At 71.5% G+C, this 26,742-nt stretch carries 27 protein-coding genes; 17 read left to right on the forward strand and 10 right to left on the reverse strand.

Features of this window, described 5'->3' with window-relative positions; genetic code table 11:
- Positions 1-38: 38 nt before the first annotated feature.
- Both ABFX51_RS00535 and ABFX51_RS00540 read right to left on the reverse strand, forming a co-directional pair.
- Positions 39-1,889 carry a glycosyltransferase family 39 protein gene (locus tag ABFX51_RS00535; RefSeq protein WP_346051355.1) on the reverse strand — a complete coding sequence of 617 codons (1,851 nt, stop codon included), beginning with the start codon at positions 1,887-1,889 and terminating at the stop codon, positions 39-41.
- Positions 1,886-3,382: a sensor histidine kinase gene (locus ABFX51_RS00540; protein WP_346051357.1), complete on the reverse strand. Its 1,497-nt coding sequence runs from the start codon at positions 3,380-3,382 to the stop codon at positions 1,886-1,888. Before ABFX51_RS00540 ends, ABFX51_RS00535 begins: the two co-directional genes overlap by 4 nt.
- Positions 3,383-3,516: 134 nt before the next feature.
- On the opposite strand from ABFX51_RS00540, the gene ABFX51_RS00545 reads away from it, so the two are divergent.
- The 6 genes from ABFX51_RS00545 to ABFX51_RS00570 are packed head-to-tail and all read left to right on the forward strand — an operon-like array spanning position 3,517 to position 7,398.
- The gene (locus tag ABFX51_RS00545; protein WP_346051359.1) at positions 3,517-3,723 is read left to right on the forward strand and encodes a hypothetical protein; all 207 of its coding nucleotides are present in this window, start codon (positions 3,517-3,519) and stop codon (positions 3,721-3,723) included.
- The gene (locus ABFX51_RS00550; protein WP_346051361.1) at positions 3,723-4,637 is read left to right on the forward strand and encodes an FAD:protein FMN transferase; all 915 of its coding nucleotides are present in this window, start codon (positions 3,723-3,725) and stop codon (positions 4,635-4,637) included. Before ABFX51_RS00545 ends, ABFX51_RS00550 begins: the two co-directional genes overlap by 1 nt.
- Complete coding sequence (locus ABFX51_RS00555) at positions 4,634-5,158, forward strand: ferric reductase-like transmembrane domain-containing protein (protein WP_346051363.1); 525 nt, start codon at positions 4,634-4,636, stop codon at positions 5,156-5,158. The genes ABFX51_RS00550 and ABFX51_RS00555 overlap by 4 nt, the downstream gene beginning before the upstream one ends.
- On the forward strand, positions 5,155-6,303 hold the full coding sequence (locus ABFX51_RS00560; protein WP_346051365.1) for an NADH-ubiquinone oxidoreductase-F iron-sulfur binding region domain-containing protein: 1,149 nt from the start codon (positions 5,155-5,157) through the stop codon (positions 6,301-6,303). Before ABFX51_RS00555 ends, ABFX51_RS00560 begins: the two co-directional genes overlap by 4 nt.
- Positions 6,300-6,587, forward strand: a complete 288-nt coding sequence (locus ABFX51_RS00565; protein ID WP_346051367.1) for a ferredoxin — start codon at positions 6,300-6,302, stop codon at positions 6,585-6,587. Before ABFX51_RS00560 ends, ABFX51_RS00565 begins: the two co-directional genes overlap by 4 nt.
- 10 nt (positions 6,588-6,597) lie before the next feature.
- Positions 6,598-7,398, forward strand: coding sequence for an acyl-CoA thioesterase (locus ABFX51_RS00570; RefSeq protein ID WP_346051369.1), 801 nt, complete (start codon positions 6,598-6,600; stop codon positions 7,396-7,398).
- Positions 7,399-7,411: 13 nt separating this feature from the next.
- On the opposite strand, the gene ABFX51_RS00575 is transcribed toward ABFX51_RS00570, so the two are convergent.
- Positions 7,412-8,998 (reverse strand): FAD-binding oxidoreductase, encoded by a 1,587-nt coding sequence (locus ABFX51_RS00575; RefSeq protein ID WP_346051371.1) that lies wholly within the window; start codon positions 8,996-8,998, stop codon positions 7,412-7,414.
- Positions 8,999-9,189: 191 nt separating this feature from the next.
- On the opposite strand from ABFX51_RS00575, the gene tig reads away from it, so the two are divergent.
- From tig to ABFX51_RS00610, 7 genes are all read left to right on the forward strand, one after another.
- Complete coding sequence (gene tig, locus ABFX51_RS00580) at positions 9,190-10,587, forward strand: trigger factor (RefSeq protein ID WP_091512511.1); 1,398 nt, start codon at positions 9,190-9,192, stop codon at positions 10,585-10,587.
- Between the two features lie 139 nt (positions 10,588-10,726).
- The gene (locus tag ABFX51_RS00585) at positions 10,727-11,341 is read left to right on the forward strand and encodes a ClpP family protease (protein ID WP_091512514.1); all 615 of its coding nucleotides are present in this window, start codon (positions 10,727-10,729) and stop codon (positions 11,339-11,341) included.
- 26 nt (positions 11,342-11,367) lie between these two features.
- Complete coding sequence (locus tag ABFX51_RS00590) at positions 11,368-11,991, forward strand: ATP-dependent Clp protease proteolytic subunit (protein ID WP_091512515.1); 624 nt, start codon at positions 11,368-11,370, stop codon at positions 11,989-11,991.
- Positions 11,992-12,238: 247 nt separating this feature from the next.
- Positions 12,239-13,534, forward strand: coding sequence for an ATP-dependent Clp protease ATP-binding subunit ClpX (gene clpX, locus ABFX51_RS00595; protein ID WP_091512518.1), 1,296 nt, complete (start codon positions 12,239-12,241; stop codon positions 13,532-13,534).
- A gap of 114 nt (positions 13,535-13,648) precedes the next feature.
- Positions 13,649-14,050 (forward strand): hypothetical protein, encoded by a 402-nt coding sequence (locus ABFX51_RS00600; protein WP_091512519.1) that lies wholly within the window; start codon positions 13,649-13,651, stop codon positions 14,048-14,050.
- A gap of 400 nt (positions 14,051-14,450) precedes the next feature.
- A complete protein-coding gene (locus tag ABFX51_RS00605; RefSeq protein WP_346051375.1) occupies positions 14,451-14,759 on the forward strand; it encodes a hypothetical protein in 309 nt (102 codons plus the stop codon).
- Positions 14,756-15,688 carry an alpha/beta hydrolase gene (locus ABFX51_RS00610; RefSeq protein ID WP_346051377.1) on the forward strand — a complete coding sequence of 311 codons (933 nt, stop codon included), beginning with the start codon at positions 14,756-14,758 and terminating at the stop codon, positions 15,686-15,688. Before ABFX51_RS00605 ends, ABFX51_RS00610 begins: the two co-directional genes overlap by 4 nt.
- On the opposite strand, the gene ABFX51_RS00615 is transcribed toward ABFX51_RS00610, so the two are convergent.
- Both ABFX51_RS00615 and fdhD read right to left on the reverse strand, forming a co-directional pair.
- Positions 15,685-16,578 (reverse strand): alpha/beta hydrolase, encoded by an 894-nt coding sequence (locus tag ABFX51_RS00615; RefSeq protein WP_425425856.1) that lies wholly within the window; start codon positions 16,576-16,578, stop codon positions 15,685-15,687. The genes ABFX51_RS00610 and ABFX51_RS00615 overlap by 4 nt on opposite strands.
- A 38-nt stretch (positions 16,579-16,616) precedes the next feature.
- Positions 16,617-17,459: a formate dehydrogenase accessory sulfurtransferase FdhD gene (fdhD, locus tag ABFX51_RS00620; RefSeq protein ID WP_091512529.1), complete on the reverse strand. Its 843-nt coding sequence runs from the start codon at positions 17,457-17,459 to the stop codon at positions 16,617-16,619.
- Between the two features lie 107 nt (positions 17,460-17,566).
- Between fdhD and ABFX51_RS00625 the strand changes: the two genes are divergently transcribed.
- Together ABFX51_RS00625 and ABFX51_RS39550 are read left to right on the forward strand one after the other, a co-directional pair.
- A complete protein-coding gene (locus tag ABFX51_RS00625; protein WP_346051379.1) occupies positions 17,567-18,934 on the forward strand; it encodes an L-lactate MFS transporter in 1,368 nt (455 codons plus the stop codon).
- The gene (locus tag ABFX51_RS39550; protein WP_425425857.1) at positions 18,931-19,047 is read left to right on the forward strand and encodes an MFS transporter small subunit; all 117 of its coding nucleotides are present in this window, start codon (positions 18,931-18,933) and stop codon (positions 19,045-19,047) included. Before ABFX51_RS00625 ends, ABFX51_RS39550 begins: the two co-directional genes overlap by 4 nt.
- 231 nt (positions 19,048-19,278) lie before the next feature.
- Here ABFX51_RS39550 and ABFX51_RS00630 read toward each other — a convergent pair whose 3' ends face one another.
- Positions 19,279-19,959: a GntR family transcriptional regulator gene (locus tag ABFX51_RS00630; RefSeq protein ID WP_091512534.1), complete on the reverse strand. Its 681-nt coding sequence runs from the start codon at positions 19,957-19,959 to the stop codon at positions 19,279-19,281.
- A gap of 69 nt (positions 19,960-20,028) precedes the next feature.
- Here ABFX51_RS00630 and ABFX51_RS00635 point away from each other — a divergent pair, with 69 nt between their 5' ends.
- Both ABFX51_RS00635 and ABFX51_RS00640 read left to right on the forward strand, forming a co-directional pair.
- Positions 20,029-20,448, forward strand: a complete 420-nt coding sequence (locus ABFX51_RS00635) for a VOC family protein (protein ID WP_091512536.1) — start codon at positions 20,029-20,031, stop codon at positions 20,446-20,448.
- The gene (locus ABFX51_RS00640) at positions 20,445-21,203 is read left to right on the forward strand and encodes an SDR family NAD(P)-dependent oxidoreductase (protein WP_346051382.1); all 759 of its coding nucleotides are present in this window, start codon (positions 20,445-20,447) and stop codon (positions 21,201-21,203) included. The genes ABFX51_RS00635 and ABFX51_RS00640 overlap by 4 nt, the downstream gene beginning before the upstream one ends.
- 149 nt (positions 21,204-21,352) lie before the next feature.
- Here the strand turns inward: ABFX51_RS00640 and ABFX51_RS00645 are convergent, their stop codons facing one another.
- The 4 genes from ABFX51_RS00645 to ABFX51_RS00660 all read right to left on the reverse strand — a co-directional run bounded on the left by ABFX51_RS00645 (position 21,353) and on the right by ABFX51_RS00660 (position 26,728).
- Positions 21,353-23,665 carry an FdhF/YdeP family oxidoreductase gene (locus ABFX51_RS00645; protein ID WP_346051384.1) on the reverse strand — a complete coding sequence of 771 codons (2,313 nt, stop codon included), beginning with the start codon at positions 23,663-23,665 and terminating at the stop codon, positions 21,353-21,355.
- Positions 23,666-23,669: 4 nt separating this feature from the next.
- The gene (locus ABFX51_RS00650) at positions 23,670-25,001 is read right to left on the reverse strand and encodes an MFS transporter (protein WP_346051459.1); all 1,332 of its coding nucleotides are present in this window, start codon (positions 24,999-25,001) and stop codon (positions 23,670-23,672) included.
- A gap of 87 nt (positions 25,002-25,088) precedes the next feature.
- The gene (locus tag ABFX51_RS00655) at positions 25,089-25,535 is read right to left on the reverse strand and encodes a MarR family winged helix-turn-helix transcriptional regulator (RefSeq protein WP_346051386.1); all 447 of its coding nucleotides are present in this window, start codon (positions 25,533-25,535) and stop codon (positions 25,089-25,091) included.
- Between the two features lie 224 nt (positions 25,536-25,759).
- Positions 25,760-26,728 (reverse strand): hypothetical protein, encoded by a 969-nt coding sequence (locus ABFX51_RS00660; protein WP_346051388.1) that lies wholly within the window; start codon positions 26,726-26,728, stop codon positions 25,760-25,762.
- Positions 26,729-26,742: the final 14 nt, after the last annotated feature.

The following is a 26,742-nucleotide window of genomic DNA, read 5'->3' on the forward strand; positions in this document are numbered from 1 at the left end:
AGTGTCACCCCGCGGGCTGAGCGGCGCCTGAGAATCGGTCAGGACGTGAGGTCGTAGACCTGAGTTCCGTCCACTGTGGTCGCGGTGAAGTGCTGCGCGACCCACTCGGCGATCTCCTGGGCGTCGTCGCTGCCCGAGGTGGCGCCCATCGACGAACCGGTGCCGACGAAGTAGTGGATCTGCTTGTTCGCGACGTACTCCTGGAACTGCGCGAGCGTGGGAGCCGGGTCGGTGCCGTTGAAGCCGCCCACGGCCATCACGGGCACGTCCGCGGCGAGCTGGTAGCTGGCCGCGGGGTTGGAGCCGACGGTCGCCGCCGCCCACTTGTACGCCCCGCTGTCCTGCCGGAGCCGGGAAACGAGCGCCTGACCTGGGGTGGAGGTGGTGAGCAGGCTGCCGATGCCGCCGCGACCGCCGCCCGGCATTCCGCCGCCGAAACCCCTGGCGGCGGGACCTGCTGACGGGATCGCACCGGAATGCGCGGTCGCCGCGGTGGCGACCGTGTAACCCGCCGGACCGGCGAGCGTGGCGACGAGGGCGAGCACCGCGACCCCGCGCGCGGCGGCACGCGGTAACCGGTCTGCGACCAGCAGCAGCGCGGCCGCGCCGAGGCCCAGCAGGAGCACGAAGTACTTCAGCCACGGCTGCCAGTCCGGCTCGCGCAACAGGATCAGGTACGCGGTCAACGCCGACAAAGCGACTCCGCTGGAAAGGATGCCCGCCGCGACCGGGTTCGCGCGTTGCCGCCACAACCGGTCCGCGCCGAGGCCCACGAGCGCCGCCACCGCCGGGGCCAGCGCGATCGTGTAGTACGGGTGGATGATCCCGCTCATGTAGCTGAACACCAGGCCGGTCACCAGCAGCCAGCCGCCCCACACGATCGCGGAGGCACGGGTGCGGTCGGTCCGGGGCGCGGACCACGTCAGCCACAGCAGCGCCCCGAACGCGAGCACCGCCGCGGGCAGCAGCCACGCGATCCCGCCCGCCATCTCGCTGCCGAGCAACCGCGCCCAGCTGCCACTGCTCTGCGCCCCGCCGAGACTGCCCACCTCGTTCCCGGTGATGCGGCCGAAACCGTTGTAGCCGAAGGCGAGTTCGAGGATGCTGTTCGTCTGCGAGCCACCGATGTAGGGCCTGCCGCTCGCGGGCCACAGCTCGACGACGGCGATGTACCAGCCCGCCGAGACCAGTACCGCCGCCAGCGCGCCCAGCAGGTGCAGCAAGCGCTTTCCCAGTGACACCGGCGCGGCGGCGAGGTAGGCGAGACCGAACGCGGGCAGCACCAGGAACGCCTGCAGCATCTTCGCCAGGAACGCGAACCCGACGGCCACCCCGGCGAGCACGAGCCACTTCGGGCTCCCGCGCTCCACCGCACGCAGCGTCGCGTACGCGGCCGCGACCAGCAGCAGCACCATGAGCGCGTCCGGGTTGTTGAACCGGAACATCAACGCCGCCACCGGGGTCAGCGCGAGCACGCCGCCCGCGAGCAGCCCGGCCGCCGGACCCCCCACGCGCCGCACGGCCGCGTACAACAGCGCCACGGACGCCACGCCCATCAGTGCCTGCGGCACGAGGACGCTCCACGAGCTGAGCCCGAAGATCCGCACCGACAGGCCCATGACCCACAACGCGGCCGGGGTCTTGTCGACGGTGATCGCGTTCGACGGGTCGCTGGAGCCGAAGAACAACGCTTCCCAGCTCTCGCCGCCCGCCTGCGCGGCGGCTGAGTAGAACGCGTTGGCCCAGCCGGAGGAGCCCAGCCCGACGAGGTAGAGCAGCGCGGTCGCCACCAGCAGCCCGGCCAGGGCCGGGCGCACGCGGGGGCGGCGCAGCCGGGCACCGCGGGAGGTCGGCGGGCTTTCGGGGACGGGGTGGGCCAGTGCTGTCATGAGCCCACTTTTTCGACCCGACCTTGGCCGTCCTTGTGCCGTTCCTGTGTGCTTCCTGTGCGTGGCAGGCGCACTTCGAACTCCGTGCGGCCCGGCCTGCTCCGCACGTGCACGCGTCCGTGGTGCGCGGCGACGACGGCGGCCGCGATCGCCATGCCCAGCCCGGTGCTTCCCGCGGCCCGCGAGCGCGAGGAGTCCCCGCGGGCGAAGCGTTCGAAGACGTGCGGGAGCAGTTCGGGGGCGATGCCGGGGCCGTCGTCGGTCACGGTGAGCACGGCGTCGCCGCCGGACGCCGCCAGCCGCGTGGTGACGGTCGTACCGGACGGCGTATGCGTGCGCCCGTTCGCGAGCAGGTTCGCCAGGACCTGGTGCAGCCGCTGGGCGTCACCGCGCACGAAGACCGGTTCGCCGGGCAGTTCGAGGCGCCAGCGGTGCCGCGGCCCGGCGATGTGGGCGTCGCCCACGGCGTCCGCGACGAGCCTGGAGAAGTCCACATCGGACTGTTCGAGCGGGCGCCCGGCGTCGAGGCGCGCCAGCAGCAGGAGGTCGTCGACGAGGGTGGTCATCCGCGCCGCCTCCGACTCGACGCGGTTCATCGCGTGGGCGATGTCCGGTGGCACCCCGTGGTGCGAGCGGCGGGTCAGCTCCGCGTACCCGCGGATCGCGGCGAGCGGCGTCCGCAGCTCGTGGCTGGCGTCGGCGACGAACTGCCGCACGCGCGTTTCGCTGGCCTGCCGGGCGTCCAGCGCGCGGTCGATGTGGACGAGCATGCGGTTGAGCGCGTGCCCGACCTGGCCGACCTCGGTCGCCGGATCGGTGTCGGTCACCGGAACCCGCACGGACAACGCGACGTCACCGCGCTCCAGCGGCAGTTCGGTCACCCGCGAGGCCGCGGCCGCCACCCGGTCGAGCGGGCGCAACGTCCGCCGGACGACGAACACGCCCACGACGGCCGCGCCCAGCACCGCCACGAGCGCCACCCCGCCGAGGATGAACCCCACGGTGAGCAGCGTGTCGTTCGCCTGCGCCAGCGGCAGCCCGAACACCTCGACGCCATCCCCGGCGGCGATCGCGAGCACGCGGTACTCGCCCTCGGTCAGGGAAACGGTTTCCGGCTGCCCCGCCACGGCCACGTCGCTGAGCGTGGCCAGGTCCTCGTCCCCGAGCGGCTGCCGGACCGGCACGTGGGAACCCGGCTGGGCGGCGAGGATCTCGGCGTGCGGGTCCGTCCCGGTGACCCACGCGTGCACGGTGCCGGTCGTCGTGCCCGAGGCGTCGAGCGCGTCGCCGTGGCCGGGCCCGCCGCTGACGAAGAACTGGGAGCGGTTCACGGTGTCGCGGAGCTGGTCGTCGACCTGCCGGGTCAGGAACGCGCGGAGCGCGAACTCGCTGATCACGCCGATGAGCAGGCACACCACCGTGAGCAGCGCGACCAGTGCGGCGATGAGCTTCGTCCGCAGCGGCCGTGCCCGGGCAGCCTTCGGCGGTTTCACACCTTCGACGATCGCCGCCGTTCGTGTGGGGTGCTTGTGTGCTCCCTGTGTGGCGGCTGTGCGATCCGACAACCACAGGAAGCCTTCACCGTGGGCACAGAAACCACACAGACTCCGCACCGAGCCTGAACGGCATGACTACCGAACAGGGAGTGCGCCGCATCGCACTCGTGACCGCGGGGGTCGCCGTCCTCGGGGTGGCGGGCGCGACCGTCGCGGCCGTGTCGGTCTCGGACGCCGCGCCGAACCAGCAGTCCACTTCGGACAGCGCGGTCCAGGGCTACGGCGGCGGGATGTCCGCCGACAGCGGCCAGGCGCACGGCTCGTCGAGGGGATCGTGATGAACGCGCTGCTCACCGGGGACACGGTCGCGGAGTGGCCGGTGTGGAGCACGACGGCCCGCGTCGTCGTGACCGAGCCGGCGGCGCTCGCCGACGCGCGGGCGCTCGTGGAGGCGGAACTGGCGGCGGTGGACCGCGCGTGCAGCCGGTTCCGGCCGGACTCCGAACTCGCCGCGGCCGAACGCGCGGGGGAGGAGGTCGAGGTCAGCGAGCTGCTCGCCGACCTGGTGACCGCCGCGCTCGAAGCCGCGCGCCGCACGGACGGCGACGTGGACCCGACGCTCGGCGACGCACTCGCGTACCTGGGGTACGACCGGGACCTGGCGCTCGTCGAGGCGGACGGTCCCGCGATCCCCGTGTGGGTGCGCCCGGCGCCCGGCTGGCGGCGGATCCGGCTCGACGGGCGGCGGCTCACCGTGCCGCGTGGCGTGCGCGTGGACCTCGGCGCGACGGCGAAGGCGTGGACGGCGGACCGCTGCGCCCGGCTCGCGGCGGGTGCCCTCGGCACGGGCGTGCTCGTCGAACTGGGCGGTGACCTCGCCACCGCGGGCGCGGGCCCGGCCGGCGGGTGGCGCATCTTCGTCCGCGACCGGCCCGGCGACCCGGCCTGCGTCGTGGCGGTGCCGAGCGGGGCCGCGATGGCGACGTCGAGCACGACCGGCCGCAGCTGGCGGCGCGGCGGCCGGCTGCTGCACCACGTGCTGGACCCGCGTACCTGCCAGCCCGCGCCACGGGTGTGGCGCAGCGTCACGGTGGTCGCCGACCGGTGCGTGGACGCCAACACGTGGACCACGGCCGCCCTCGTCCGGGGCGACGCGGCGCCCGTGTGGCTCGCCGGTCTCGGGGTACCGGCGCGTCTCGTCGACCAGTCCGGGCGCGTGCACGTGCTCGGCGGCTGGCCGGAGGAGTCGTGAGCACGACCGCGCTGTGGGATTTCGGCCGTGGCACGGGGATCGTCGCGCTCGTGTTGCTCACCGTGTCGACGGTGCTGGGCATCGCGACGCGTTCGGGGCGCCCGGCGCCGGGGCTGCCGCGGTTCGCCGTCGCCGAACTGCACCGGAACGTCAGCCTGTTGTCCGCGGTGTTCCTGGCGTTGCACGTGGGGCTGCTGTTGTTCGACCCGTACGCGATGCTGCGGCTGTTCGACCTCGTGCTGCCGTTCGTCGGCGAGTACCGGCCGTTCTGGCAGGGCCTCGGCACGGTGGCGCTCGACGTGCTGCTCGCGCTCGTCGTCACCAGCCTGCTGCGTCACCGGCTTGGCAGGCGTACGTGGCGAGCCGTGCACTGGGCGGCGTACGCGCTCTGGCCGGTCGCCCTCGTTCACGCACTCGGCACGGGCACCGACGGGTTCAGCCCGTGGTTCCTGACTGTCGCTGTGCTGTGCGTCCTCTCGGTCGTGGGCGCGCTGTTCCTGAGAAGGGAGGTCCGGGTATGAGACTGCTCGACGCGGCGGCTTCCGATCTCGCCACGCACCTGGCGCGCAACGGCCGCGTCCCGTGGGGCCGCGCCCTCGTCGACGATGTCCGCGAAGCCGGGCTCACGGGTCGCGGCGGGGCGGGATTTCCCGTGTGGCGCAAGCTCTCCGCGGTCGCCGAGGGCAGCGCACCCGTCGTGGTCGCGAACGGCGCCGAGGGTGAGCCCGCGAGCGCCAAGGACCACACGCTGCTCGTGCGCGCCCCGCACCTCGTGCTGGACGGGCTGCAGCTGGCCGCCGAGGCCGTCCGCGCGACGACCGCCGTCGTGTACGTACCGGAAGGCCTTGCCGCACAAGCGGTCCGGGCGGCGCTCGCAGAGCGTGCGGGGTGGGACGCGCTGCCCGTCGCGGTGGTCGTGGCGCCGGACTACTTCGTCGCCGGCCAGGAGTCGGCGGTCGTCGCGGCGGTCGAGGGCAGGCAGGCGCTGCCGTCCGACCGGCTCACCCTGACGGTCCGCTCGGGCGTGCACGGCAGGCCGACGCTCGTGCAGAACGTGGAGACGCTGGCGCACGTCGCGCAGATCGCGCGGTACGGGCCGGAGTGGTTCCGGCAGTGCGGCACGGCCGAGGAGCCGGGCACGTTCCTCGCCACCGTCAGCGGCTCCGTCCGGCGTGGCGGGGTGTACGAGGTGCCGCACGGCGTCCCGCTCGGCGAGCTGCTCGCGCAGGCCGGCGGCCCGGCGGGGGAGCTGCGGGCGGTGCTCGTCGGTGGCTACCACGGGACGTGGGTGCCTGCCGCCGACGCTCGGATTCCGTTGTCGCGCAAGGCTTTGGGCTCACTCGGGGCAGGTGTGCTGGTGGCGCTGGACGCCGCCGAGTGCGGGCTGGCGGTCGCGTCGGAGGTGCTGACGTACCTGGCCCGGCAGAGCGCGCGGCAGTGCGGCCCGTGCCTCAACGGCCTGCCCGCGCTGGCGAGGGCCATGAGCGACGTCGTTTCCGGTGCCCGGCCGGAGCAGGTCGCGCGGCTGGCGGACCTCGTCGAACGCCGGGGCGCCTGCCACCACCCCGACGGGGCCGCGCGGTTCGCCCGCAGCAGCCTCGCGGTCTTCGGCGACGAGATCGCGTGCCACCTCCGGGGTGGCTGCGCGGCGAGGAGGACGCGGTGAAACTGCACATCGACTGGACGGCGTGCGACGGGCGGGGCCTGTGCGCGGAACTGCTGCCGGAAACGCTCGCCCGCGACCCGTGGGGCTACCCCCTGCCCCGCGACGGCTCGCGGGAACCGGCGCTGCGCCCGGAGCTGGAGCCGCACGCCCGGCGCGCGGCGCGGCTCTGCCCGGTGTTGGCGTTGCGGTTGCTGCCTGAGCACCCTCGCGGCGCTGCCCGAACAACCTCCGGCCCGGAGCCGGTCGGGCAAGACGGCACGTCCCGTCGCACTCCCCGTCACTAGGGTCGGGTCCGTGGTCGACTACCCCGTGCGCACCGAGGTCCACATCCGTCAGGCGGACCGGGGCCGGGACGGAGCCGTGAGCACCGTCGGGCTCGCGCGCTGCCTGGAGGACGCCCGGCTGCGCATCCGCATGCGCCGCTTCGAACAGCTGGTCCTCGCGGGCGGGTTCGAGCCGTTCCAGATCCTGCTCGTGAGCCAGGCCGTCGACCGGCTCGCCCCTGTCGGCCCCCGCGCCCACGACGTCGAGGTGCACACCGGCGTGCAGCGCATCGGACGGTCGTCGTTCACCTACGGGCAGGCGGTGTTCCACCGCGGCGAGCGCGTCGGCAGTGCGGAGGCGACCGTCGTGCTGGCCGGTGCCGGTGGCCCGCTCCCCCTGCCCGGCGAGCTCCTCGCCGACCTCGGTGACCTGCGGCTCCCCGAGCAGCCGCCGATGCCCCGGCCGGACGCGGAACGCCACCGGCGCGGGTCCTACGCGCACCACTACCCGTTGCGCGCCAGGATCGGCGACGTCGACTCCAACCAGCACGTCAACTACCTCGCGCTCGTCACGTGGTACGACGAGGCCGTCGCGGCGTTCACGGCCGAGGCGCTCGGTGGTGTGCCGGACCTGCCCCCGTTGTCGTACCGGATCCAGTACACCGGCGAAGTCACCTACCCCGGCGACTACGAGATCGGCCTCTCCGTCAGGGGCTCGGGCACCGATCAGGTGGCATACCGCCTCGCCGTCTTCCGCGGCGGGACGGCGCTGGGCGTCGCGGACGCCGTCGGCCCTCGTGGCGAGCTGCCGGACAGCGCTCTGGAGGACTGAGCGGCACAGGCCGTCAAGCCGCTTCCGCGGACCAGAACAGCTCGCTGTGGATGGCGGACTCCGGGACGTGGTGCTCCGCCAGCAGCGCGTGGACCACCCCGGCCAGCTCACGCGGCGCGCACACCAGCCACTCGTCCACCTTCGCCGGGTGCAGGCGGCACGCCAGCAGCGCCCGCAAGCGCTTCGCGTCGAGGCCGCCGGCGTGGTAGCGCTCGTAGCAGATCGCCAGCGCCGAACCGATGCTGTCGAACGGACGGGGCGGCCGCGGCGGGCGCAGGTCGGGGTCGCGCTCGTCGGTGCGGAAGTGCTCGATCCGCAGGCGCCCCTCGAACCGGCTGGCGAGCGCCGTCAGCTCGTCGGCGAACAGCGTGTCGGCCCCGCTGCGGTTGACGTAGAGCAGCGTCGCCCGGTGCTTGGGCGACGTCCGCAGCACGTGCGCGAGCATCGGCAGCAGCGGGGCGATCCCGACCCCCGCCGCGATCGCCACCAGGTGCTCACCCTGTGGCGACGGGTGCACCGAGAACTGCCCGTCCGGCGGCCGCACCTCGACCCGGTCGCCCGGCCGCAGCTCGGTCGTCGCGTAGGTGGACAGCCGCCCGCCCGGCAACCGCTTGATCGCCACCCGCAGCTCCGGCTCCTCCGGGCACGACGTGATGGCGTACGGGTGGGCCACCTGCTCCCCGCCGATGTCCGCCCTCAGCACGACGTGCTGCCCCGGGGTGAACCGGAACTCCTCGGCCAGGTGCGGCGGCACGGCGAAGGCCACCTCGACCGCGCACCCCGTCAGCGGCCGGACGGCCGTCACGACGAGCGCGTGGAACACCTCCGGGGCCGCGGGCCGCGGCGCGGGAGCGGGAGCCAGGTCCCGCTCGGCGAGCCAAGCCTGCGGGTACCGGTAGAACGGCAGGTTCGGGTACCGGTTGTGCACCGTGTGGTAGCTGCGGGCACCGGCGGGCAGCCGCCGGGGGAACCAGTCGAACCACCAGGCCGACAGTGCGAGCGCGATCCGCTGCGGCAGCAGGTAGACGAGCACCAGCTCCCAGCCGTGCCCGGTCGCGACGACCGCCACGATCGTGCCCGGCACGAGCGCGAGCATGCTCAGCGACTCGGCGACCTCCCACTGCGGCCGTTCCGCGGTGCGGCGCAGGTAGGCCGCCACGTGCCAGAGGTCGGTCAGCATCCACCGCAGCGGCAGCTGCCACGCCGGGCCGCGCACGTTCCACGGCGTCAGGTGCCCCTCCACGCCGTCCCGGTGCTGCGCGAGGTGGAGGAACCGCGCGGGCGCGAACGCCCCGAACGCCGACACGAACGGCATGGCCAGCCGCCCCACGACGTCGTTGACCCAGGTCAGCCTGCCCGCGGCGTGGTGGACGCACTCGTGCAGCACGACGAACATCCCCACCATCGCGGCGACGTGCAGCGGCACCGTCACCCACCCGGAGGCGACGTGCAGGAGCGACAGCCACGCCGCGAACCCGCCGAGGGCGAGCGAGCAGCCGAACAGCAACAGGGTGGGTGTCACGACGGCGGGAACCCGCACGCGGAGCCGGGGCAGTGCCGCCGCGGCCCGTGAGACCTGCACCGCCTGTACTCCAGCCACGACCGGCTCCTCGCCGATAGGGGACCTGCTGGTCGAAGAAGGTAGACAAAACAGGGCTGGATGTAAACTTCCCGCCGCGTCCTGACGCTGCTTGCAGGGCCGGACCCGGCGTGACGGGCCGCTGGCCTAGACTCGGACGTCGGGTACCCGCGTGCCCACCACCAATCCCTGTACGGCTCGAGGAGAACACGTTGAAGAGCACCGTCGAGCAGCTCAGCCCGACGCGAGTCAAGATCAATGTCGAGGTGCCGTTCGACGAACTCAAACCGAACTTCGACCGCGCCTACCGCAAGATCGCCCAGCAGGTGCGCATCCCGGGCTTCCGTCCCGGCAAGGCGCCCGCTCGCGTCCTGGAAAGCCGGATCGGCCGCGCGCCGGTGCTCGATGAGGTCGTCAACGAGGCCATCCCGGCCAAGTACCTCGAGGCGGTGCGCGCCGGCGAGGTGCGCACGCTCGGCCAGCCCGACTTCGAGGTCACCAAGCTCGAGGACCGCGAGGTGCTGGAGTTCACCGCCGAGGTGGACATCCGCCCCGAGATCGCGCTGCCCGAGCTGGACGGCCTCGCGGTGACCGTCGACGACGTCGAGGTCTCCGACGAGGAGGTCCAGGCCGAGCTGGACAACCTGCGCGCCCGGTTCGGCACGCTGACCGGCGTCGACCGCCCCGCCGAGAACGGCGACTTCGTCTCCATCGACCTGTCGGCCACGGTCGACGGCGAGGAGGTCGAGGAGGCCGCCACCCAGGGCCTGTCCTACGAGATCGGCTCCGGCCAGCTCGTCGACGGCATCGACGACGCGATCATCGGCGCGAACGCCGGCGAGACCAAGACCTTCACCACGAAGCTCGTCGCCGGGCAGTACGCCGGCCGCGACGCCGAGGTCTCGGTGACCGTGCAGAGCATCAAGCAGCGCGAGCTGCCCGAGCCGGACGACGAGTTCGCCCAGCTGGCCAGCGAGTTCGACACGATCGACGAGCTCAAGGCCGACCTGCGTGAGCGCCTGGCCCGGATGAAGAAGGTCCAGCAGGGCGTCCAGGCCCGCGACAAGATCCTCGACCAGCTGCTCGAGAGCGTCGAGGTGCCGCTGCCGGAGAAGGTCGTCGAGGCCGAGGTCGAGAGCCGCAAGCACGACGCCGTCCACGACCTCGACCACAGCGAGGAGGCGCTGGCCCAGCTGCTGGAGTCCCAGGGCCGCACGCTGGAGGAGTTCAACGAGGAGGTGCGCACCGAGTCGGAGAAGGCCGTGCGCACGCAGCTCCTGCTGGACACGATCGCCGACGCCGAGCAGACCAGCGTCAACGACGCCGAGCTGACCGAGCGGATCATCTACCAGGCGCAGCGCTTCGGCATCAGCCCGGACGAGTACGTGCAGCGGGCCCAGCAGTCCGGCCAGCTGTCGGCCATCTACGCGGACGTGCGCCGCGGCAAGGCGCTGGCCTCGGTCGTGCGCCGCGCGAAGGTGACCGACGCCTCGGGTGCCGAGGTCGACCTGGAGGACCTGTTCGGCAAGGACGAGGACGAGGCCGCCGTCGAGACCCCGGCGAATGAGACCGAGGTCACCGAGGGTGCGGAGTCCGCGACCGAAAAGTAAAGCTCTGAGCGAACTCGGGCGGTGTCAGGACTTCTGCGCCGCCCGAGTTCGTTAGGGTCGAATGCAAGATCTCAAACTTCGAAGGACGTCCACAGTGGATCTCCTCGCGAGGTCCACGGCGGCGAAAAGGCAGGCAGACGTGACGCAGCACAAGCCCGAGGCGCGGACCAGCACCGCGGGGCTCAACCTGACCGACTCGGTGTTCGAGCGGCTGCTCGCCGAGCGCATCGTCGTGCTCGGTTCCGAGGTCAACGACGAGGTGGCGAACCGGATCACCGCGCAGCTGTTGCTGCTGGCCGCGGAGGACTCCGAGTCCGACATCCGCTTCTACATCAACTCGCCCGGCGGCTCGGTCACCGCCGGCTTCGCCATCTACGACACGATGCAGCTCATCGAGCCGGACGTGGCGACGTACGCGATGGGGCTGGCGGCGTCGATGGGGCAGTTCCTGCTGTCCTCGGGCACCCCGGGCAAGCGGTACGCGCTGCCGCACGCGCGCATCCTGATGCACCAGCCGTCCGCGGGCGTCGGCGGCACCGCCTCCGACATCGCGATCCAGGCCGAGGTCTTCGGCAAGTGGAAGCAGGAGCTGGCGCGCATCACCGCCGAGCAGACCGGTCAGACGGTCGAGCAGATCATCCGCGACGGCGACCGCGACCGCTGGTTCACCGCCGAGGAGGCCCGTGACTACGGCTTCGTCGACCACGTGCTGAGCCGGGAGAACCAGCTTCCCTCGCCCAACGGCAGCCACTGACCGGGCGTGGACAAGGAGACAAGAAAATGAGCAACTTCCAGCTTCCGCAATCCCGGTACATCCTGCCGTCCTACGTCGAGCGCACCAGCTACGGCGTCAAGGAGTCGAACCCGTACAACAAGCTGTACGAGGAGCGGCAGATCATGCTCGGCGTGCAGGTGGACGACGCGTCGGCCAACGACGTGATGGCCCAGCTGCTGCACCTCGAGCACGAGGACCCGGACCGCGACATCACGATCTACATCAACTCGCCCGGTGGCTCGTTCACCGCGCTGATGGCGATCTACGACACGATGCAGTTCGTGCGCCCGGAGATCCAGACCGTCGTGCTGGGCCAGGCGGCCTCCGCGGCGGCCGTGCTGCTGGCCGCGGGCACCAAGGGCAAGCGGCTCGCGCTGCCCAACGCCCGCGTGCTGATCCACCAGCCCGCCACCGAGGGCACGTACGGCCAGGTGTCGGACCTGGAGATCCAGGCCAACGAGATCCAGCGGGTTCGCCGCCTCATGGAGAGCACGCTGGCCAAGCACACCGGCAAGAGCGAGGAAGAGGTCCGCCGCGACGTCGAGCGCGACAAGATCCTCACCGCCGAGCAGGCCAAGGAGTACGGGATCATCGACGAGGTGCTGTCGTACCGCAAGCTCGCCAACTGAACCACCGGGGGACCGGGCGCGTGTCGGGACGGACGCGTGCCCGGTCCCCCGATTAGGCTGCGACCGCCGCGGTCGGGAGCGGTGGTCGGGCCTTCCGGGCATTCCCCGGGGACTGATGGTCCTCCCGCACCGGGCTCCGGGCGGGTACCGTCAGAGGCGAGGTTCACATCCGCTGTCTCGGCGGCGAGGGCAGGTAGACGATCAGGTGCGCCGATCCGGCGCTCCGGAGGGGAACAGGTCAACGGTCATGGCACGGATCGGCGACGGCGGAGACCTGCTGAAGTGTTCTTTCTGCGGGAAGAGCCAGAAACAGGTGAAGAAGCTCATCGCCGGCCCCGGCGTGTACATCTGCGATGAGTGCATCGATCTGTGCAACGAGATCATCGAGGAAGAGCTGGCCGAAGCCGGCGACGTGAAGCTCGACGAGCTGCCGAAGCCGCTGGACATCCACGAGTTCCTCGACCAGTACGTGATCGGCCAGTCGGACGCGAAGCGGACGCTCGCGGTGGCGGTGTACAACCACTACAAACGCATCCAGTCCGACGACAAGACCGGCCCCAAGGACTCGAAGGACGAGCCGGTCGAGCTCGCCAAGTCCAACATCCTGCTGCTGGGCCCCACCGGCTGCGGCAAGACCTACCTCGCGCAGACGCTGGCGAAGATGCTGAACGTGCCGTTCGCCATCGCCGACGCCACCGCGCTGACCGAGGCCGGGTACGTCGGCGAGGACGTCGAGAACATCCTCCTCAAGCTCATCCAGGCCGCCGACTACGACGTGAAGCGTGCCGAGACCGGCATCATCTACATCGACGAGGTCGACAAGATCGCCCGCAAGTCGGAGAACCCGTCGATCACGCGGGACGTCTCGGGCGAGGGTGTGCAGCAGGCGCTGCTGAAGATCCTGGAGGGCACCACCGCCTCGGTGCCGCCGCAGGGCGGGCGCAAGCACCCGCACCAGGAGTTCATCCAGATCGACACGACGAACGTGCTGTTCATCGTGGCCGGTGCCTTCGCGGGCCTGGAAAAGATCATCAACGACCGCATCGGCAAGCGCGGCATCGGGTTCGGCGCGGACATCCGCACCAGGACCGAGATCGAGGAGAGCGACATCTTCTCCGAGACGATGCCCGAGGACCTGATCAAGTTCGGGCTGATCCCCGAGTTCATCGGCCGCCTGCCGATCGTGGCGAACGTGACCCACCTCGACAAGGACTCGCTCGTGCGGATCCTGACCGAGCCGCGGAACGCGCTGGTCAAGCAGTACAAGAAGCTGTTCGAGATGGACAACGTCGAGCTGGAGTTCACCAAGACGGCGCTCGAGGCGATCGCGGACCAGGCGGTGCTGCGCGGCACCGGTGCCCGCGGGCTGCGCGCCATCATGGAGGAGGTCCTCCAGCCGGTGATGTACGACATCCCGAGCCGCAACGACGTCGCCAAGGTGGTCATCACCGAGCAGACCGTCCGCGAGAACGTCAACCCGACCATCGTGTCCCGGCAGCCTTCCCGCCGCCGCAGCACCGAGCGCGGCGAGAAGACCGCCTAGTCAGCGGCGGGGCCGCTGTACTACCCGGGCGACCGAGAAGAGTCCCGCTTTCGTCGCCGTGGGTAAGGGGCCATTGCCCGAACGGGTCGGGGACGGGGCGGATAAGCTACGCGAATGAGCGTCGAGGGGGCAGGTCCCGCTCAGGGGACCGAAACCGCCACGACCGGTACCGCGGACACGGAAACCGTCGTCCCGGAGGGCCGGGGCGATGTGCGTGGGATCAGCGATCTGACGTACCGGATCATCACGCCGTACCTGAGCCACCGGCACGTGCACCGCGGCGTCCTGGTGGTGCTGATCGCCCTCACCGCCGTGTGCCTGGTCGCCACGCTCGTGCGCCTGTCCCCGCTGCCGCTGCTGCCGGTCCCGCTGTTCGTCGCGGGCTGGTTCACGCTCCGCAAGGTCCGCGCCACCACCGACGACGACCGCCGCCTGCTGTTCTGGTCGTCCCTGACCCTGGCCGCCATCTTCGTCGGCTTCTGGGCCCTGTCCCGCGTGTCCAGCTGGATGCACTAGCGCCGCATCAGAAAGCCTTTCCCGCGCGGCGCGACTGGCTCATGGTCGCTCCCCACTCATCAGGGCAGGCGGGCGCGTTCGGCTCGGCTGGCGGTGATCCGCTGACGCGCGAGCGCACTGGCCTGCTTGGCGTCGTTGCCGGTGAGCCGGGCGAGGATCGTTGCGAGCGGCCTGATCCGGCCCCAGCCGCGCCAGCGGCCCTCGGGGATTTCCGTGGGAACACCCAGGTCCGGCTGGCGCCGCGCGGCCAGGCGCCGTTTTCCGCGTCGAGGATCGCCTCGGCGATCACGCTCGCGCCCTGCTGCTCGTCGAGCTGCCTCTCCGGGACGGACGCGGGGGAGCGCTGGTCCCCGGGGACCGGCGGCGCTTCGCCTACGAGCCGACCGAGCAGGGCCTGGCGTTGCGGCCCACGCTCCTGGCGCTCCTGGAATGGGGCGACAGGTACCTCGCCGACCCGCAGGGCCCGTCGGTCATCGTCCGGTACCGGCCCGCCGACGGTGCGTGCGAGCTCCTGCGACGAGCCGGTCAGATCGTCCTCGAATGCGCTGCGGGGCACAGCCACCTCGCGCCGGAAGACATCTGCCGCACGCCCGGGCCGGGCGCGCGTTTCGTGGAAAGCTCCCTGGACATCTCCGGGACGACCGCTCATGAATACTGGACTATTACTGATCGCCAGTCCGGCTGGCGCGGCCGAGACTGGGCACCATGAACACGGAGATCGAGTTCCCTTCGTACGAGGGTGCCCTCACGCTGCGGGGCACTGCCTACTCACCTGACCGGGCGAACGGCCGGGTGCCCGTGGTGATCATGACCCACGGCATGGCCGACTCCGCCGAACGGCTGGCCCCTGCGGCCCAATGGCTGGCCGACCACGGCTTCGGCGTCGTCCTGTACGACCACCGCGGCTTCGGGCCCAGCGACGGTCAGCCGCGCCAGGAGTTCGACCCCGTCGCCCAGTGCCGGGACATGCAGATGGCCATCACGTTCGCGCAGTCCTGCGACGCCTTCGACGCCGACCGCGTGGCGCTGTGGGGGACGAGTTTCAGCGGTGGCCACGTGCTGGCCGTCGCCGCCATCGACACCCGGGTCAACGCCGTCGTCTCGCAGGCTCCCTGGATCGCGGGCACCGAAATCACCCGGCACATCCTGGGCGCGGAGGGCCTGGCCGCCTTCCGGGAGGTGTTCAACGACGAGCGCCGGCGGCTGCTCGACGGAGGGAGGCCCTCGTTGTCCCCGGTGGTGCGACACCCCGACGCGCCGGAAGGCGGGTTCGCGCTCGTCGACACCCAGGAAGGCTACGACTACCTGATCAGCGGGCCGGCCGGGCTGCCGAAGGGCTGGATGAACTCGTTCACGACCCGCTCGCTCGAGCACGCCATCGAGTTCGACGTACGCCCCTACGCCGGGCGGCTCGGCACGATCCCGCTGCTGATGATCACCGGTTCCCGTGACAGCCTGATCCCGGGCGAGCTGGTGCGGGAGTTCTACGACCTGGTGAACGGGCCCAAGCAGCTCACCGTCCTCGACGCGGAACACCACAGCCTCTACCTGCCCGGCAAGGGGTTCGAGGAGTCGATGGAGGCCAGCACCCGCTGGTTCACCGAGCACCTCCAGCTCGAAGCGGTCCAGCACAGCTAGACCAGGGGGACGTGCCGCCCGAGGAAGCCGATCACGCTGGGCACCACGGTGCGGTTGAACGAGTCGCCGTGCTTGCCGCGTGCCGTGAACGCGACGGCGGGGTGCGTCGCCGCGATGAACTTCCGCACGCCCTCGATGAACGGGTCCTCGGTGCCGCACCACACGCCGGTCGGCACGCTGCCGGTCGCCGTGAGGTGCTTCAGCGGGTCCATCGACGCCCAGTCGGCGGCGTCGCGGAACGCGCCGCGCTTGGCCATCTCCGGCCAGGACAGGATGAGCGCCGGGGCGAGCAACGCCAGCGCGTCCAGCGGCTGGCGCCGCTCGGCCCGGCGCCGCGCGTACAGCAGCCCGCCGAACCCGCCCATCGACATCCCCAGCACCGCGAACGGCCGCCCGGCCGCGCCGCCCAGACCACGGCGGCGCAGCCACTGCGGCACCTCGTCCAGCAGCATCCGCATCGGGTCGTCGCCCGGGTGGTGCTGGTGCCAGTAGTTGTCCCCGCCGTCGACCGCGACCAACCCGAACGGCGGCACCGAACGCCGCGCGACGCGGCCGGCCAGCTCGTTGAGGGTGCCCGTCGGCGCGGCGGTGCGGGCGCGGCCGTGCAGGCCGTGCAGCACCAGCACCATCGGCAGGTCCCGCGGCGGCGACTTGCTCGGCAGCAACGTCACGAAGTCGACCTCACGACCGCGCGCGGCCGACCAGACGCGCTCCACCCGCGCGAACCCCAGCTGGCTCACCGGGGTCGAGGACGTCACGCCGAGCGCCCGCTGCACCGCCTCGTCCACGGGCAGCACGCCGGTCGCGGTACCGGCGGTGAACGCGGCCACGCCCAGCCCGGAGGCGCCGGCGATCAAGAGCGATCGGCGGCTGAAGCGCAGTCTGTCCACCGGACCATTCAAGCGTATGCACGGGCCCCGGAAAACGGTCAGGACGCGGCGGCGGCCTTTTCGAGCACGCGCTGTTCCCCGGTGTAGAGGTTCATGCTCGCGCCGCGCAGGAAGCCGACGAGCGTCATGCCGTTCTCCTCGGCCAGCTCGACCGCCAGCGACGACGGTGCCGACACCGCCGCCAGCAGCGGGATCCCGGCCATCGCGGCCTTCTGCACCAGCTCGAACGAGGCCCGCCCGGACACCAGCAGCCCGGTGTCGCCGAGCGGCACCCGGCCCGCCAGCAGCGCCCAGCCCAGCACCTTGTCCACGGCGTTGTGCCTGCCCACGTCCTCACGGACCGCGAGCAGGGTGCCGTCGGCGGTGAACAGGCCAGCCGCATGCAGCCCGCCCGTGCTCGCGAAGACCTTCTGCTGCTCGCGCAGCGCGTCCGGCAGCTTCGCCAGGACCTCCGGCGTGACCGCGAACGGGGACTGCCCCGGCGCGAACCGCGTCTTGAGCTTGACCGCGTCGAGCGCCGCCTTCCCGCACACGCCGCACGAGGACGTGGTGTAGAAGTTGCGCTCCACCCCGGTCTCCGGCGGCGCCACGCCCTCGGCGAGCGTCACGTCCAGCACGTTGTAGGTGTTGCGGCCCTGATCGTCGACACCGTCGCAGTAGCGCGCGGCGAAGACGTCGTCCGGCGAGCCGAGCACCCCCTCGGACAGCAGGAAGCCGTGGGCGAGTTCGACGTCGTGCCCGGGGGTGCGCATGGTCACCGCGAGCGCCTTCCCGCCGACGCGGATCTCCAGCGGTTCCTCGGCGGCGAGCGAATCCGGCCGCCGCCGCTGCCCCGTCTCGGACAGCACCCGCACCGGCCGCCGCACGGTCACTCGGCCCATGATCGTCACTCCCCGCCGGTCTGCCCGAAAGTTCCACAACCCGTTGGTGCGGCGACAAGCTTTCGGTACTAGATTGCTCTCACCATCCAGCCTAGGGGAGCAGCACTGTGGCCGTCACTTTCCTGGACCGTTCCCACACGGTCGCGCCCGCCAACTGGAGTCGCTGGCTGATCCCGCCCGCCGCGTTGTCGGTGCACCTGTCCATCGGGCAGGCCTACGCGTGGAGCGTGTTCAAGCCGCCGCTGGAGAAGGCGCTGCACCTGTCGGGCACGCTCAGCGCGCTGCCGTTCCAGCTGGGCATCGTCATGCTGGGGCTGTCGGCGGCGTTCGGCGGCACGCTCGTCGAGCGCAACGGCCCGCGCTGGGCGATGTTCGTGTCGATGAGCTGCTTCTCCACCGGGTTCCTGATCTCGGCGCTGGGGGCGGCGACGTCGCAGTACTGGCTCGTCGTGCTGGGCTACGGGCTCGTCGGCGGCATCGGGCTCGGGATCGGCTACATCTCGCCGGTGTCGACGCTGATCAAGTGGTTCCCCGACCGGCCGGGCATGGCGACGGGGATCGCGATCATGGGGTTCGGCGGTGGCGCGCTCATCGCGTCGCCGTGGTCGAGCCAGATGCTGGAGGCGTTCGGCAGCACGCCGGGCGGCATCGGTGCGGCGTTCCTCGTGCACGGGCTGGTGTACGCGGTGTTCATGTCGCTGGGCGTGTTCCTGATCCGCGTGCCCGCGGACGACTGGAAGCCGAAGGGCTGGGAGCGGCCGAAGGCGAACGGCAACGCGCTGATCACGACGGCGAACGTCTCGGCGGCGAACGCGATCAAGACGCCGCAGTTCTGGTGCCTGTGGATCGTGCTGTGCTTCAACGTCACCGCGGGCATCGGCATCCTGGAGAAGGCGTCGCCGATGATCACCGACTTCTTCCGCGGCACGTCGGTGCCGGTGGGCGCGGCGGCCGCGGCCGGGTTCGTGGCGCTGCTGTCGCTGACGAACATGCTGGGCCGGTTCGTGTGGTCGTCCACTTCGGACCTGGTGGGGCGCAAGAACATCTACCGCGGCTACCTCGGCATCGGTGCGGTGCTGTACCTGGTCATCGCGCTGACGGGGAACTCGTCGAAGGTCGTGTTCATCCTGTGCGCGATGGTGATCCTGTCGTTCTACGGCGCGGGTTTCGCGACGCTGCCGGCGTACCTCAAGGACCTGTTCGGCACGTACCAGGTGGGTGCCATCCACGGGCGGCTGCTGACCGCGTGGTCGGTGGCGGGCGTCGTCGGCCCGCTCATCGTCAACGCGATCGCGGACAGCGAGAAGCAGGCGGGCAAGCAGGGGCCGGACCTGTACACGACGTCGTTCTACATCATGATCGCGCTGCTGGTCGTGGGCTTCGTGGCCAACGAGTTCGTGCGGCCGGTGAAGGAGAAGTACCACGAGCCGGCGGCGGGGCGGCCGGGCGTGCCCGCGGGGAAGGAAGCGGAATGAACGAGGGCAGGCGTCCGTGGCTGTTGACCCTGGCGTGGCTGTGGGTCGGGCTGCCGTTCGCGTACGGGGTCTACGAGCTGATCCGCAAGGTGGTCCAGCTCTTCGGGGGCTGAGTTCCCCGGGGTTTCGGGGGGCCGAGGCCGGTGGCCTGGCGAAACCGGGCGCCCGGGCGGTTACTTGGGTGGCCGGGCTGGGGTTTTCGGCGGTGGACGCCGGGCGCTCGGGCGGTGGTCGGCGGCAGGCGGGGCGGCTTCTGTCGGCGGAGTTCGGTTTCCCGGACCACGCCCACTCTGGTTGCCCAGGAAACCGGCGGCGGTCCCGTGAAGGATTCGCGTCTGGCGCCCTCAGCCCTTCGACCCCGCTGATTGCCTCCTTGGGGGCCGCGCCAGCTTCTCGACCAGTGCCCGGCGGGCTGAGTGCACGTGTTCCTCCGCCACCTCCGCGAGCCGGGCGGTGTCGCGGGCGCGGATGAGCTTCGCGAGTTCCCGGTGTTCGCCCCAGGCGGCGGCGCGGTACCGGTCGTGGCCGAGGCGCACGCGGTGGGACTGGAACAGCCGCACCTGCGAACGCACCGCTCGCCACGCGTCGAGCAGCCGCCGGTTGCCTGCCGCGTCGTAGATCCTCTCGTGGAACTCCAGGTCCAGCGCCAGCATCCGCATCCCGTCGGTCTCCCTGACCATCCGGTCCACCAGGCGGTCCAGCTCGTCGAGCTGCTCGGGCGTGGCGCGCTCCGCTGCGGTGACCGAGGCGAGCCGGTCCAGGGCCGCCCGCACGGCGTACACCTCCTCGACGTCGGCCTCGGTCAGCCCGATGACGTGGGTGCCCTTGTGCCACACGCTCTGCACGAGCCCCTCACGCTCCAGCACCGCCAGCCCTTCACGCACCGAACCGCGGCTGACCTGCAGCAGCGCCGCGAGCTCCACCTCGCGCAGCGCGCTGCCGGGGGTGATCCGCCCCCCGAAGATCTCCTCACGGATGCGGTCGGCCGCCTCGCCCGCGAGACCCCGCCGCTGAACCGGTTCCATGTCCGAATGTTGACATTCGGACATCCGGAAGGTCAAGCTGAGGACAAGCCGACCTGAGGAGCAGCCGAAATGACCCGACCCGGATTCCACCTCGCCATCCCGGTGGACGACCTGGCACGTGCCCGCGAGTTCTACGGTGGCGTGCTCGGCCTGCCCGAGGGGCGGTCGGACACGGCGTGGGTGGATTGGAACTTCCACGGCCACCAGGTGGTGACGCACGTCGTCCCCGGCGCCCGCACCGAATCGGGCCGCAACCCGGTCGACGGGCACGACGTGCCGGTGCCGCACTTCGGACTGATCCTGTCCGTCGAGGACTTCCACGAGCTCGCCGACAAGCTGCGCGCCGCGGGCACCGAGTTCGTTATCGAGCCCTACCAGCGGTTCGCGGGTGAGCCGGGGGAGCAGTGGACGATGTTCCTCCACGACCCGGCGGGCAACGCGCTGGAGTTCAAGGCGTTCCGCGACGAGTCCCAGTTGTTCGCCAAATGAGCCGCGGCATCCTCGTCACGGGTGCGGCGTTCGGGCTCGGGCGGGCGGTCGCGCACGCCTTCGCCGAGCGGGGCGATCGCGTGGCCGTGCACTACAACTCGAACCGCTCTGACGCCGAGGCGACGCTGAAAGCCTTGCCGGGCAAGGGACACACGCTCGTCCAGGGTGACATCACCGCCGAGCCCCAGCGGATCGCCGACATCGCGGAAGAGGCACTCGGTGGGGTCGACGTGCTCGTCAACAACGCCGCCGTCGTCACCACGAACGCCACCGCGCACCCGCTCGCCGACACGTCTTTCGAGCACTGGCAACGGATGTGGCGCGAATCCGTGGCCGTGAACCTGCTCGGCGCGGCCGACCTGACGTACTGCGTCGCCCGGCACATGATCGCCCGAGGCGCACCAGGACACATCGTGAACGTCGGCTCGCGTGGCGCGTTCCGCGGCGAACCGGACCACCCGGCGTACGGCGCGACGAAGGCCGCGCTGCACTCGATGGGCCAGTCGCTCGCGGTTTCCCTTGCGCCACACGGCATTTCGGTCGCCTCGGTGGCGCCGGGCTTCATCGCGACGGAACGCGTCGCCGACTGGCTCACCGGCGAGCGGGGCGAGGCGCTGCGGGCGCAGAGCCCGTTCGGCCGGGTCGCGGAGCCGGGCGAGATCGCCGAAGCGATCGTCTACCTCGCCTCACCGGGCTCCACGTGGGCGTCAGGCGCGATCCTCGACCTGAACGGGGCGTCCTACCTGCGGACGTGATTGGTCCATCGGGGTGAAGCCTGGCGGATTTCCTCCACCGGACCCGCCGGGATACGTGAGTATCCCCGGCAGAGTCCGCAGGAAGGCTGGCCGATGACGACAGGCGGCCGACTTCTGGGCCGACTGGGACAAGGCGCTCGCGCAGGTGCTCAGGACGCTCGGGCCGCCTTCTCCAGCCTGATCACGACCGCCTTCGACACCGGCGTGTTCGACTTCTTCGCCACGGAACCCAGCGGTACCAACGCGTTCGCCTCGGGGAAGTACGCGGCGGCGCAGCCGCGGGCCGTCGGGTAGGCGACCAGGCGGAAGCGCTCGGCGCGGCGTTCGCCGTCCTCCCACTCCGACACCAGGTCCACGACCTCGCCGTCGGCGAAGCCGAGTGCCGCGATGTCCTGCGCGTGCACCAGCACCACGCGCCGCGCGTCCTCGATGCCGCGGTAGCGGTCGGACAGGCCGTAGATCGTGGTGTTGTACTGGTCGTGGCTGCGCAGCGTCTGCAGCAGCAGCCGCCCCTCCGGCACGCGCGGGAACTCCAGCTCGCTGACCGTGAAGTTCGCCTTGCCCGTGTCCGTGCGGAACTCGCGCGCGTCCCGCGGCGGGTGGGGGAGCACGAACCCGTCCGGCTGCCGCACGCGCGTGTTGTAGTCCGCGCAACCCGGCACGACACGGGCGATGCGGTCGCGGATCAGGTCGTAGTCGCCCTCGAACTCAGCCCACGGCACGGCGTGGTCCGGCCCGAACAGGGCCCGCGCGAGGCGGCACACGATGACCACTTCGGACAGCAGGTGCTCGCTCGCGGGGCGCAGGCGGCCGTGGGAGGCGTGCACGCACGACATCGAGTCCTCGACCGTGACGAACTGCGGCCCGCTCGCCTGCACGTCCCGTTCGGTGCGGCCCAGAGTGGGCAGGATCAGCGCGGTCTTCCCGTGCACCACGTGCGACCGGTTGAGCTTCGTGGAGACGTGCGCGGTCAGCTCGCACGCCCGCAGCGCGCGCTCGGTCGCCTCGGAATCCGGTGTGGCGGCGGCGAAGTTGCCGCCCATGCCGAAGAAGACCTTGCCCTTCCCGTCCCGCATCGCGCGGATCGCGGCGACCGTGTCGAAGCCGTGCTCGCGCGGCACCGGGATACCGAACTCCGCCTCCAGCGCCAGCAGGAACTTCTCAGGCATCTTCTCCCAGACGCCCATCGTCCGGTCGCCTTGCACGTTCGAGTGGCCGCGCACCGGGCACAGGCCCGCGCCGGGTTTGCCGATCATGCCGCGCAGCAGCGCGACGTTGGTGATCTCCTGGATCGTCGCGACGGCGTGGCGGTGCTGCGTCACGCCCATCGCCCAGCAGTACACGGTGCGCTCGGACTCGGCGATCATCCGCGCGATGCGGGTGATCTGCTCGCGGGGCAGGCCGGTCGCGGCGTCGACCGCCGCCCAGTCGAGCTCCCGCAGGTGCTTGGCGTAGGCGTCGAAGCCGTGTGCCGAGGAGCCCACGAAGTCGTGGTCGACGACCGTGCCCGGCGCCGCCTCCTCCCACGACAGCAGCAGGTGCCCGATCGCCTGGAACAACGCGAGGTCGCCGCCGAGCCGGATCTGCGCGAACTCGTCCGCCAGCGCGGTGCCCTTGCCCAGCACGCCACGCGGCGTCTGGGGGTTCTTGAACCGCATCAGCCCGGCCTCGGGCAGCGGGTTCACGGCGATCACGCGGGCACCGGCGGCCTTGGCCTCCTCCAGCGCCGAAAGCATGCGGGGGTGGTTGGTGCCCGGGTTCTGCCCGACCACGACGATCAGGTCGGCGCGGTGGATGTCGGCGAGGCTCACCGAGCCCTTGCCGATCCCGGTCGACTCGGTCAGCGCCGCGCCCGAGGACTCGTGGCACATGTTGCTGCAGTCCGGCAGGTTGTTGGTGCCGAACGAGCGGACCAGCAGCTGGTAGAGGAACGCGGCCTCGTTGCTGGTGCGGCCGGAGGTGTAGAAGACGGCTTCGTTCGGCGAGGAAAGCGCTTGCAGCTTCGACGCGACGAGCGCGAACGCGTCGTCCCAGGAGATCGGCTCGTAGTGCGTGGCGCCCTCGCGCAGCACCATCGGGTGCGTCAGGCGGCCCTGCTGGCCCAGCCAGTAGTCCGTCCTGCCCGCCAGCTCGGACACGGGGTGCGCGGCGAAGAACTCCGGGCCGACACGGCGTTTCGTGGCCTCCTCGGCGACCGCCTTCGCCCCGTTCTCGCAGAACTCGGCGAGCTTGCGGTGCTCCCCGTCGGCCTGCTGCGGCTCCGGCCACGCGCAGCCCGGGCAGTCGAAGCCCTGGCGCTGGTTGAGCAGGCGCAGCGCGCGGACCGTCCGGCCGGCGCCCATCTGCTCCACGCTCCGCAGCAGCGAGACCGCCACCCCGGGCACGCCCGCGGCCCAGTCCTTCGGCTTCGAGACTTCCAGCTGGGCCTCGTCGATGTCGGCCCTCGGCGCGTTCCGTGTCACACCGTCATTTTCCGTTCTCGGCCGGCTCCTGACGAGACCGGGTCGCCCGCAGCCCGCGGTCGAAGGCGGTCACGGCGAACAACACGACGCCGACTCCGACCAGCGCCCATGCCAGGTGGTGCAGCCCCGCCGACGTCGTCTGCCGGCCGAAACACAGCGCTATCAGCGTCGATGCGGCGATGGCGCCGAGGTACTGGGCGGTGCGGAACAGGCCGCTGGCGGTGCCCATCTGCTCGGCGGGCGCCTGCCCGTAGAGCGCTGTCTGGTTCGTCACACTCGTCAGCCCCTGGCCCAGCCCGAACACGGCGGTCATGCCGACGAGCACCACGAACCACGTGCCGGTGTCCACGAACAGCAGCAGCGCGGACCCGGCGAGCAGCGCGAGCGAGTTCGTGATCAGCCGGGCGTAGAGGCCGGTCGGCCTGCCCGAGGCCGCGGCCGCGAGCACCGCGACCGCCGACATCGGCAGCAGCAGGGCCCCCGCGCGTTCCTCGCTCAGCCCGCGTGCCGCCTCCAGCCACTGCACGTAGCCGAACATGATCGAGTACACGATGAGGAAGGCCAGCGACTGGCGCAGGTAGGTGCGCAGCAGCGGCGCGTTGCCCGCGAGCATCCGCAGGTCGATGAACGGACGGCGGGCACGCAGCTCGGTGCGTGCGAAGACGGCCGCGAGCACGACGGCGACGCCCAGCAGGTACAGGTCGTCGAGCGCCGGTGCCATCACGAACAGCAGCACCACCAGCAGCGCGGCGGAGAACAACACGATGCCCGGCACGTCGATGCGCTCGCGCTTGAGCCCGGCGCGGTCGTCCTTGGGCACCCAGAACAACGCCAGCAGCAGGGAGATCCCGGCCAGCGGGATGTTCACCGCGAAGATCGCGGGCCAGCCGAACAGGCCGATCAGCACCCCGCCGAGGGTCGGGCCGATCACCATGATCGTCTGCGCGGACATCGCCAGCACGGACAGGATCCGGCTCGGCACGCCCTGCCCCGCCGCGTCCGCGCGTTTCCGCAGCACCGCCATCGCGGCCGGGAAACCCGCGCACGTCCCGATCCCCAGTACCGCCCGCACCGCGATCAGCCAGCCCAGCGAGAACGCGAGCAGGCCGCCGATCCCGGCGAGCATCACGATGACCGCGCCGGTCAGCAGCACGCGCCGCGCGCCGAACCGGTCGACGAACAGGCCGACCACCGGCTGCCCGACGGCGGTCGCGAGGTACAGCGACGTGATCAGCCACGCCGTCTGCTCCGGGCGGGCGCCGAAGGTGTGCGCGATGGGCACCAGCGCCACCGCGATCAACGTCGAGTTGATGGGGTTGAGGACCGCGCTGGCCACCAGCGGGGTGACCAGCTTCGGGCCGAACAGGCTGGGTGCCCTCGTCGCGGTGCGCTGTGCCGTCGTCGTTCTCACTCCTGGATCGGATCAGGCCGGGTTCTGGTTCTGCGCCAGGCGTTCCAGCAGCGGCAGCGCCCTGGCGACCGTCTCGCGTTCTTCCGCCGTGAAGCCCGCCAGGGACGTGGCCAGCCACTCCTCGCGGTGCTGGTGCACGCCCCGCACGGTCTTGCTCCCCAGCTCCGACAGGGAGATCACGGTCCGCCTGCCGTCGCGGGGGTCACGGGTGCGGTCGAGGTAGCCCAGCTCGTCCAGCACGGCGAGCGTGGCGGCCATGGACTGCTGCCGCACGTGTTCCGCCGCGGCGAGCTGCGCCTGCGTGGCGGGCCCGTCGCGGTGCAGCCGCGAGAGCACGGCCGACTGCGACGGCGTGAGCACCCCGGCGTTGTCCACCTGGCGCAGCCGCCGGTGCAGCTGCCCCACCACGCCACGCAGGGCTCCGGCGAGCCGCGCGACCTCGTTCGGAACGCGGGTCATATGCACAGTCTAGCCTGTTGAGTCTGGCCTGTGGAAAAGGAGTGCGGTCTCCCGGGGGTGCTCGTCATCCGCCGGTTCCAGAGGGCTGGCAGGAGCTGCCGCCGAACCTGAAGAACAGCCCGTGAGCGGTCAGCTGTTCGCCGCGCTGGCCGAGCGCTTCGAGACGTTCCCGCTGAGCGGGAGCTGAAAGCGGGGCACGGGACCTCCCGTGCCCGCGCTCTCCGTCAGCGGCAGTTGCCCTCGGTGGGCAGCGGCTTCGTGGGGTCGTACTGGCCCGGTTCCTGCGCCTGCGACGGGCCCGCGAAGTCCGGCTCCGTGAACGAGGGGGCGATCAGGTTCCGCTTCGACGCCTCGCAGGCGATGTTCGAGTTGTACCCACCACGGTCTTCCAGGTAGAGGTACTTCTCACCCCGCTCGGCCACGAAGTCGGCCTGCACGCGGATGAACGGCTCCATGTCGCCCGGGCTGGTGATCGTGCGGCTCCCGGGGTCGAAGGCGTACGCGGTCACGTAGTCGACGTGGAGCACGAGTTCCTGCTGCCCCCGCGGGGTCATCGTGACGGCACCCGACATGCGAGCGGGCACGGGCAGCAGCGGGGGATCGATGGTGAGGTATGTGAGGTAGCGGTCCGCGTCCGTCCGCACCTGGTCGCGGATGTCCGGAGCGAGGAGGGCGAGGAACTTGTCCGGCCGGTGTCCCTGGAGCACGTCCGCGTCGAGCGAGGTCAGGACGATGGCCTGCTTGACCTGGTCGAGCGCGGTGGCGACCTGCTTCTCGGAGAACCCGCCGACCTTCACCGCCGCGGGGAAGGTCACCCCCTCGATCCCCTCCCGCCAGTTCTGCGCGGGCGTCTTGTCGAACGGGTGGGACAGGTCCACGCGCGCGAACTCCGGGATCACGGACGGCGCCGTGGTCGTGCTCGTGCCGCCGCCGCTGGTCGCGTCCGCGGCGGTTTCCGCGTGCGTCTTGCCCCAGTAGTAGAACGCGACCCCCGCTCCGGCCAGCACGACGGCCACCACGGCGGTGATGGCCAGCCGCTTGCCCAGCTTCGCCCGGCGCCGGTCGCGCCGGTAGTCGACCCAGGCCTCCTTCACCGCGTGCCGCTGCCAGTCCGGATCTCTCAGATCCGGGTGGTTCTCGATGTCCTGCTCGTCCACTCGTCCCGCCTCGTCGGTCAGCTCAACAACCGGCAATCGGAACACCACGG

The organism is Amycolatopsis dongchuanensis (assembly GCF_039542405.1).
Taxonomy (GTDB): domain Bacteria; phylum Actinomycetota; class Actinomycetes; order Mycobacteriales; family Pseudonocardiaceae; genus Amycolatopsis_E; species Amycolatopsis_E sacchari.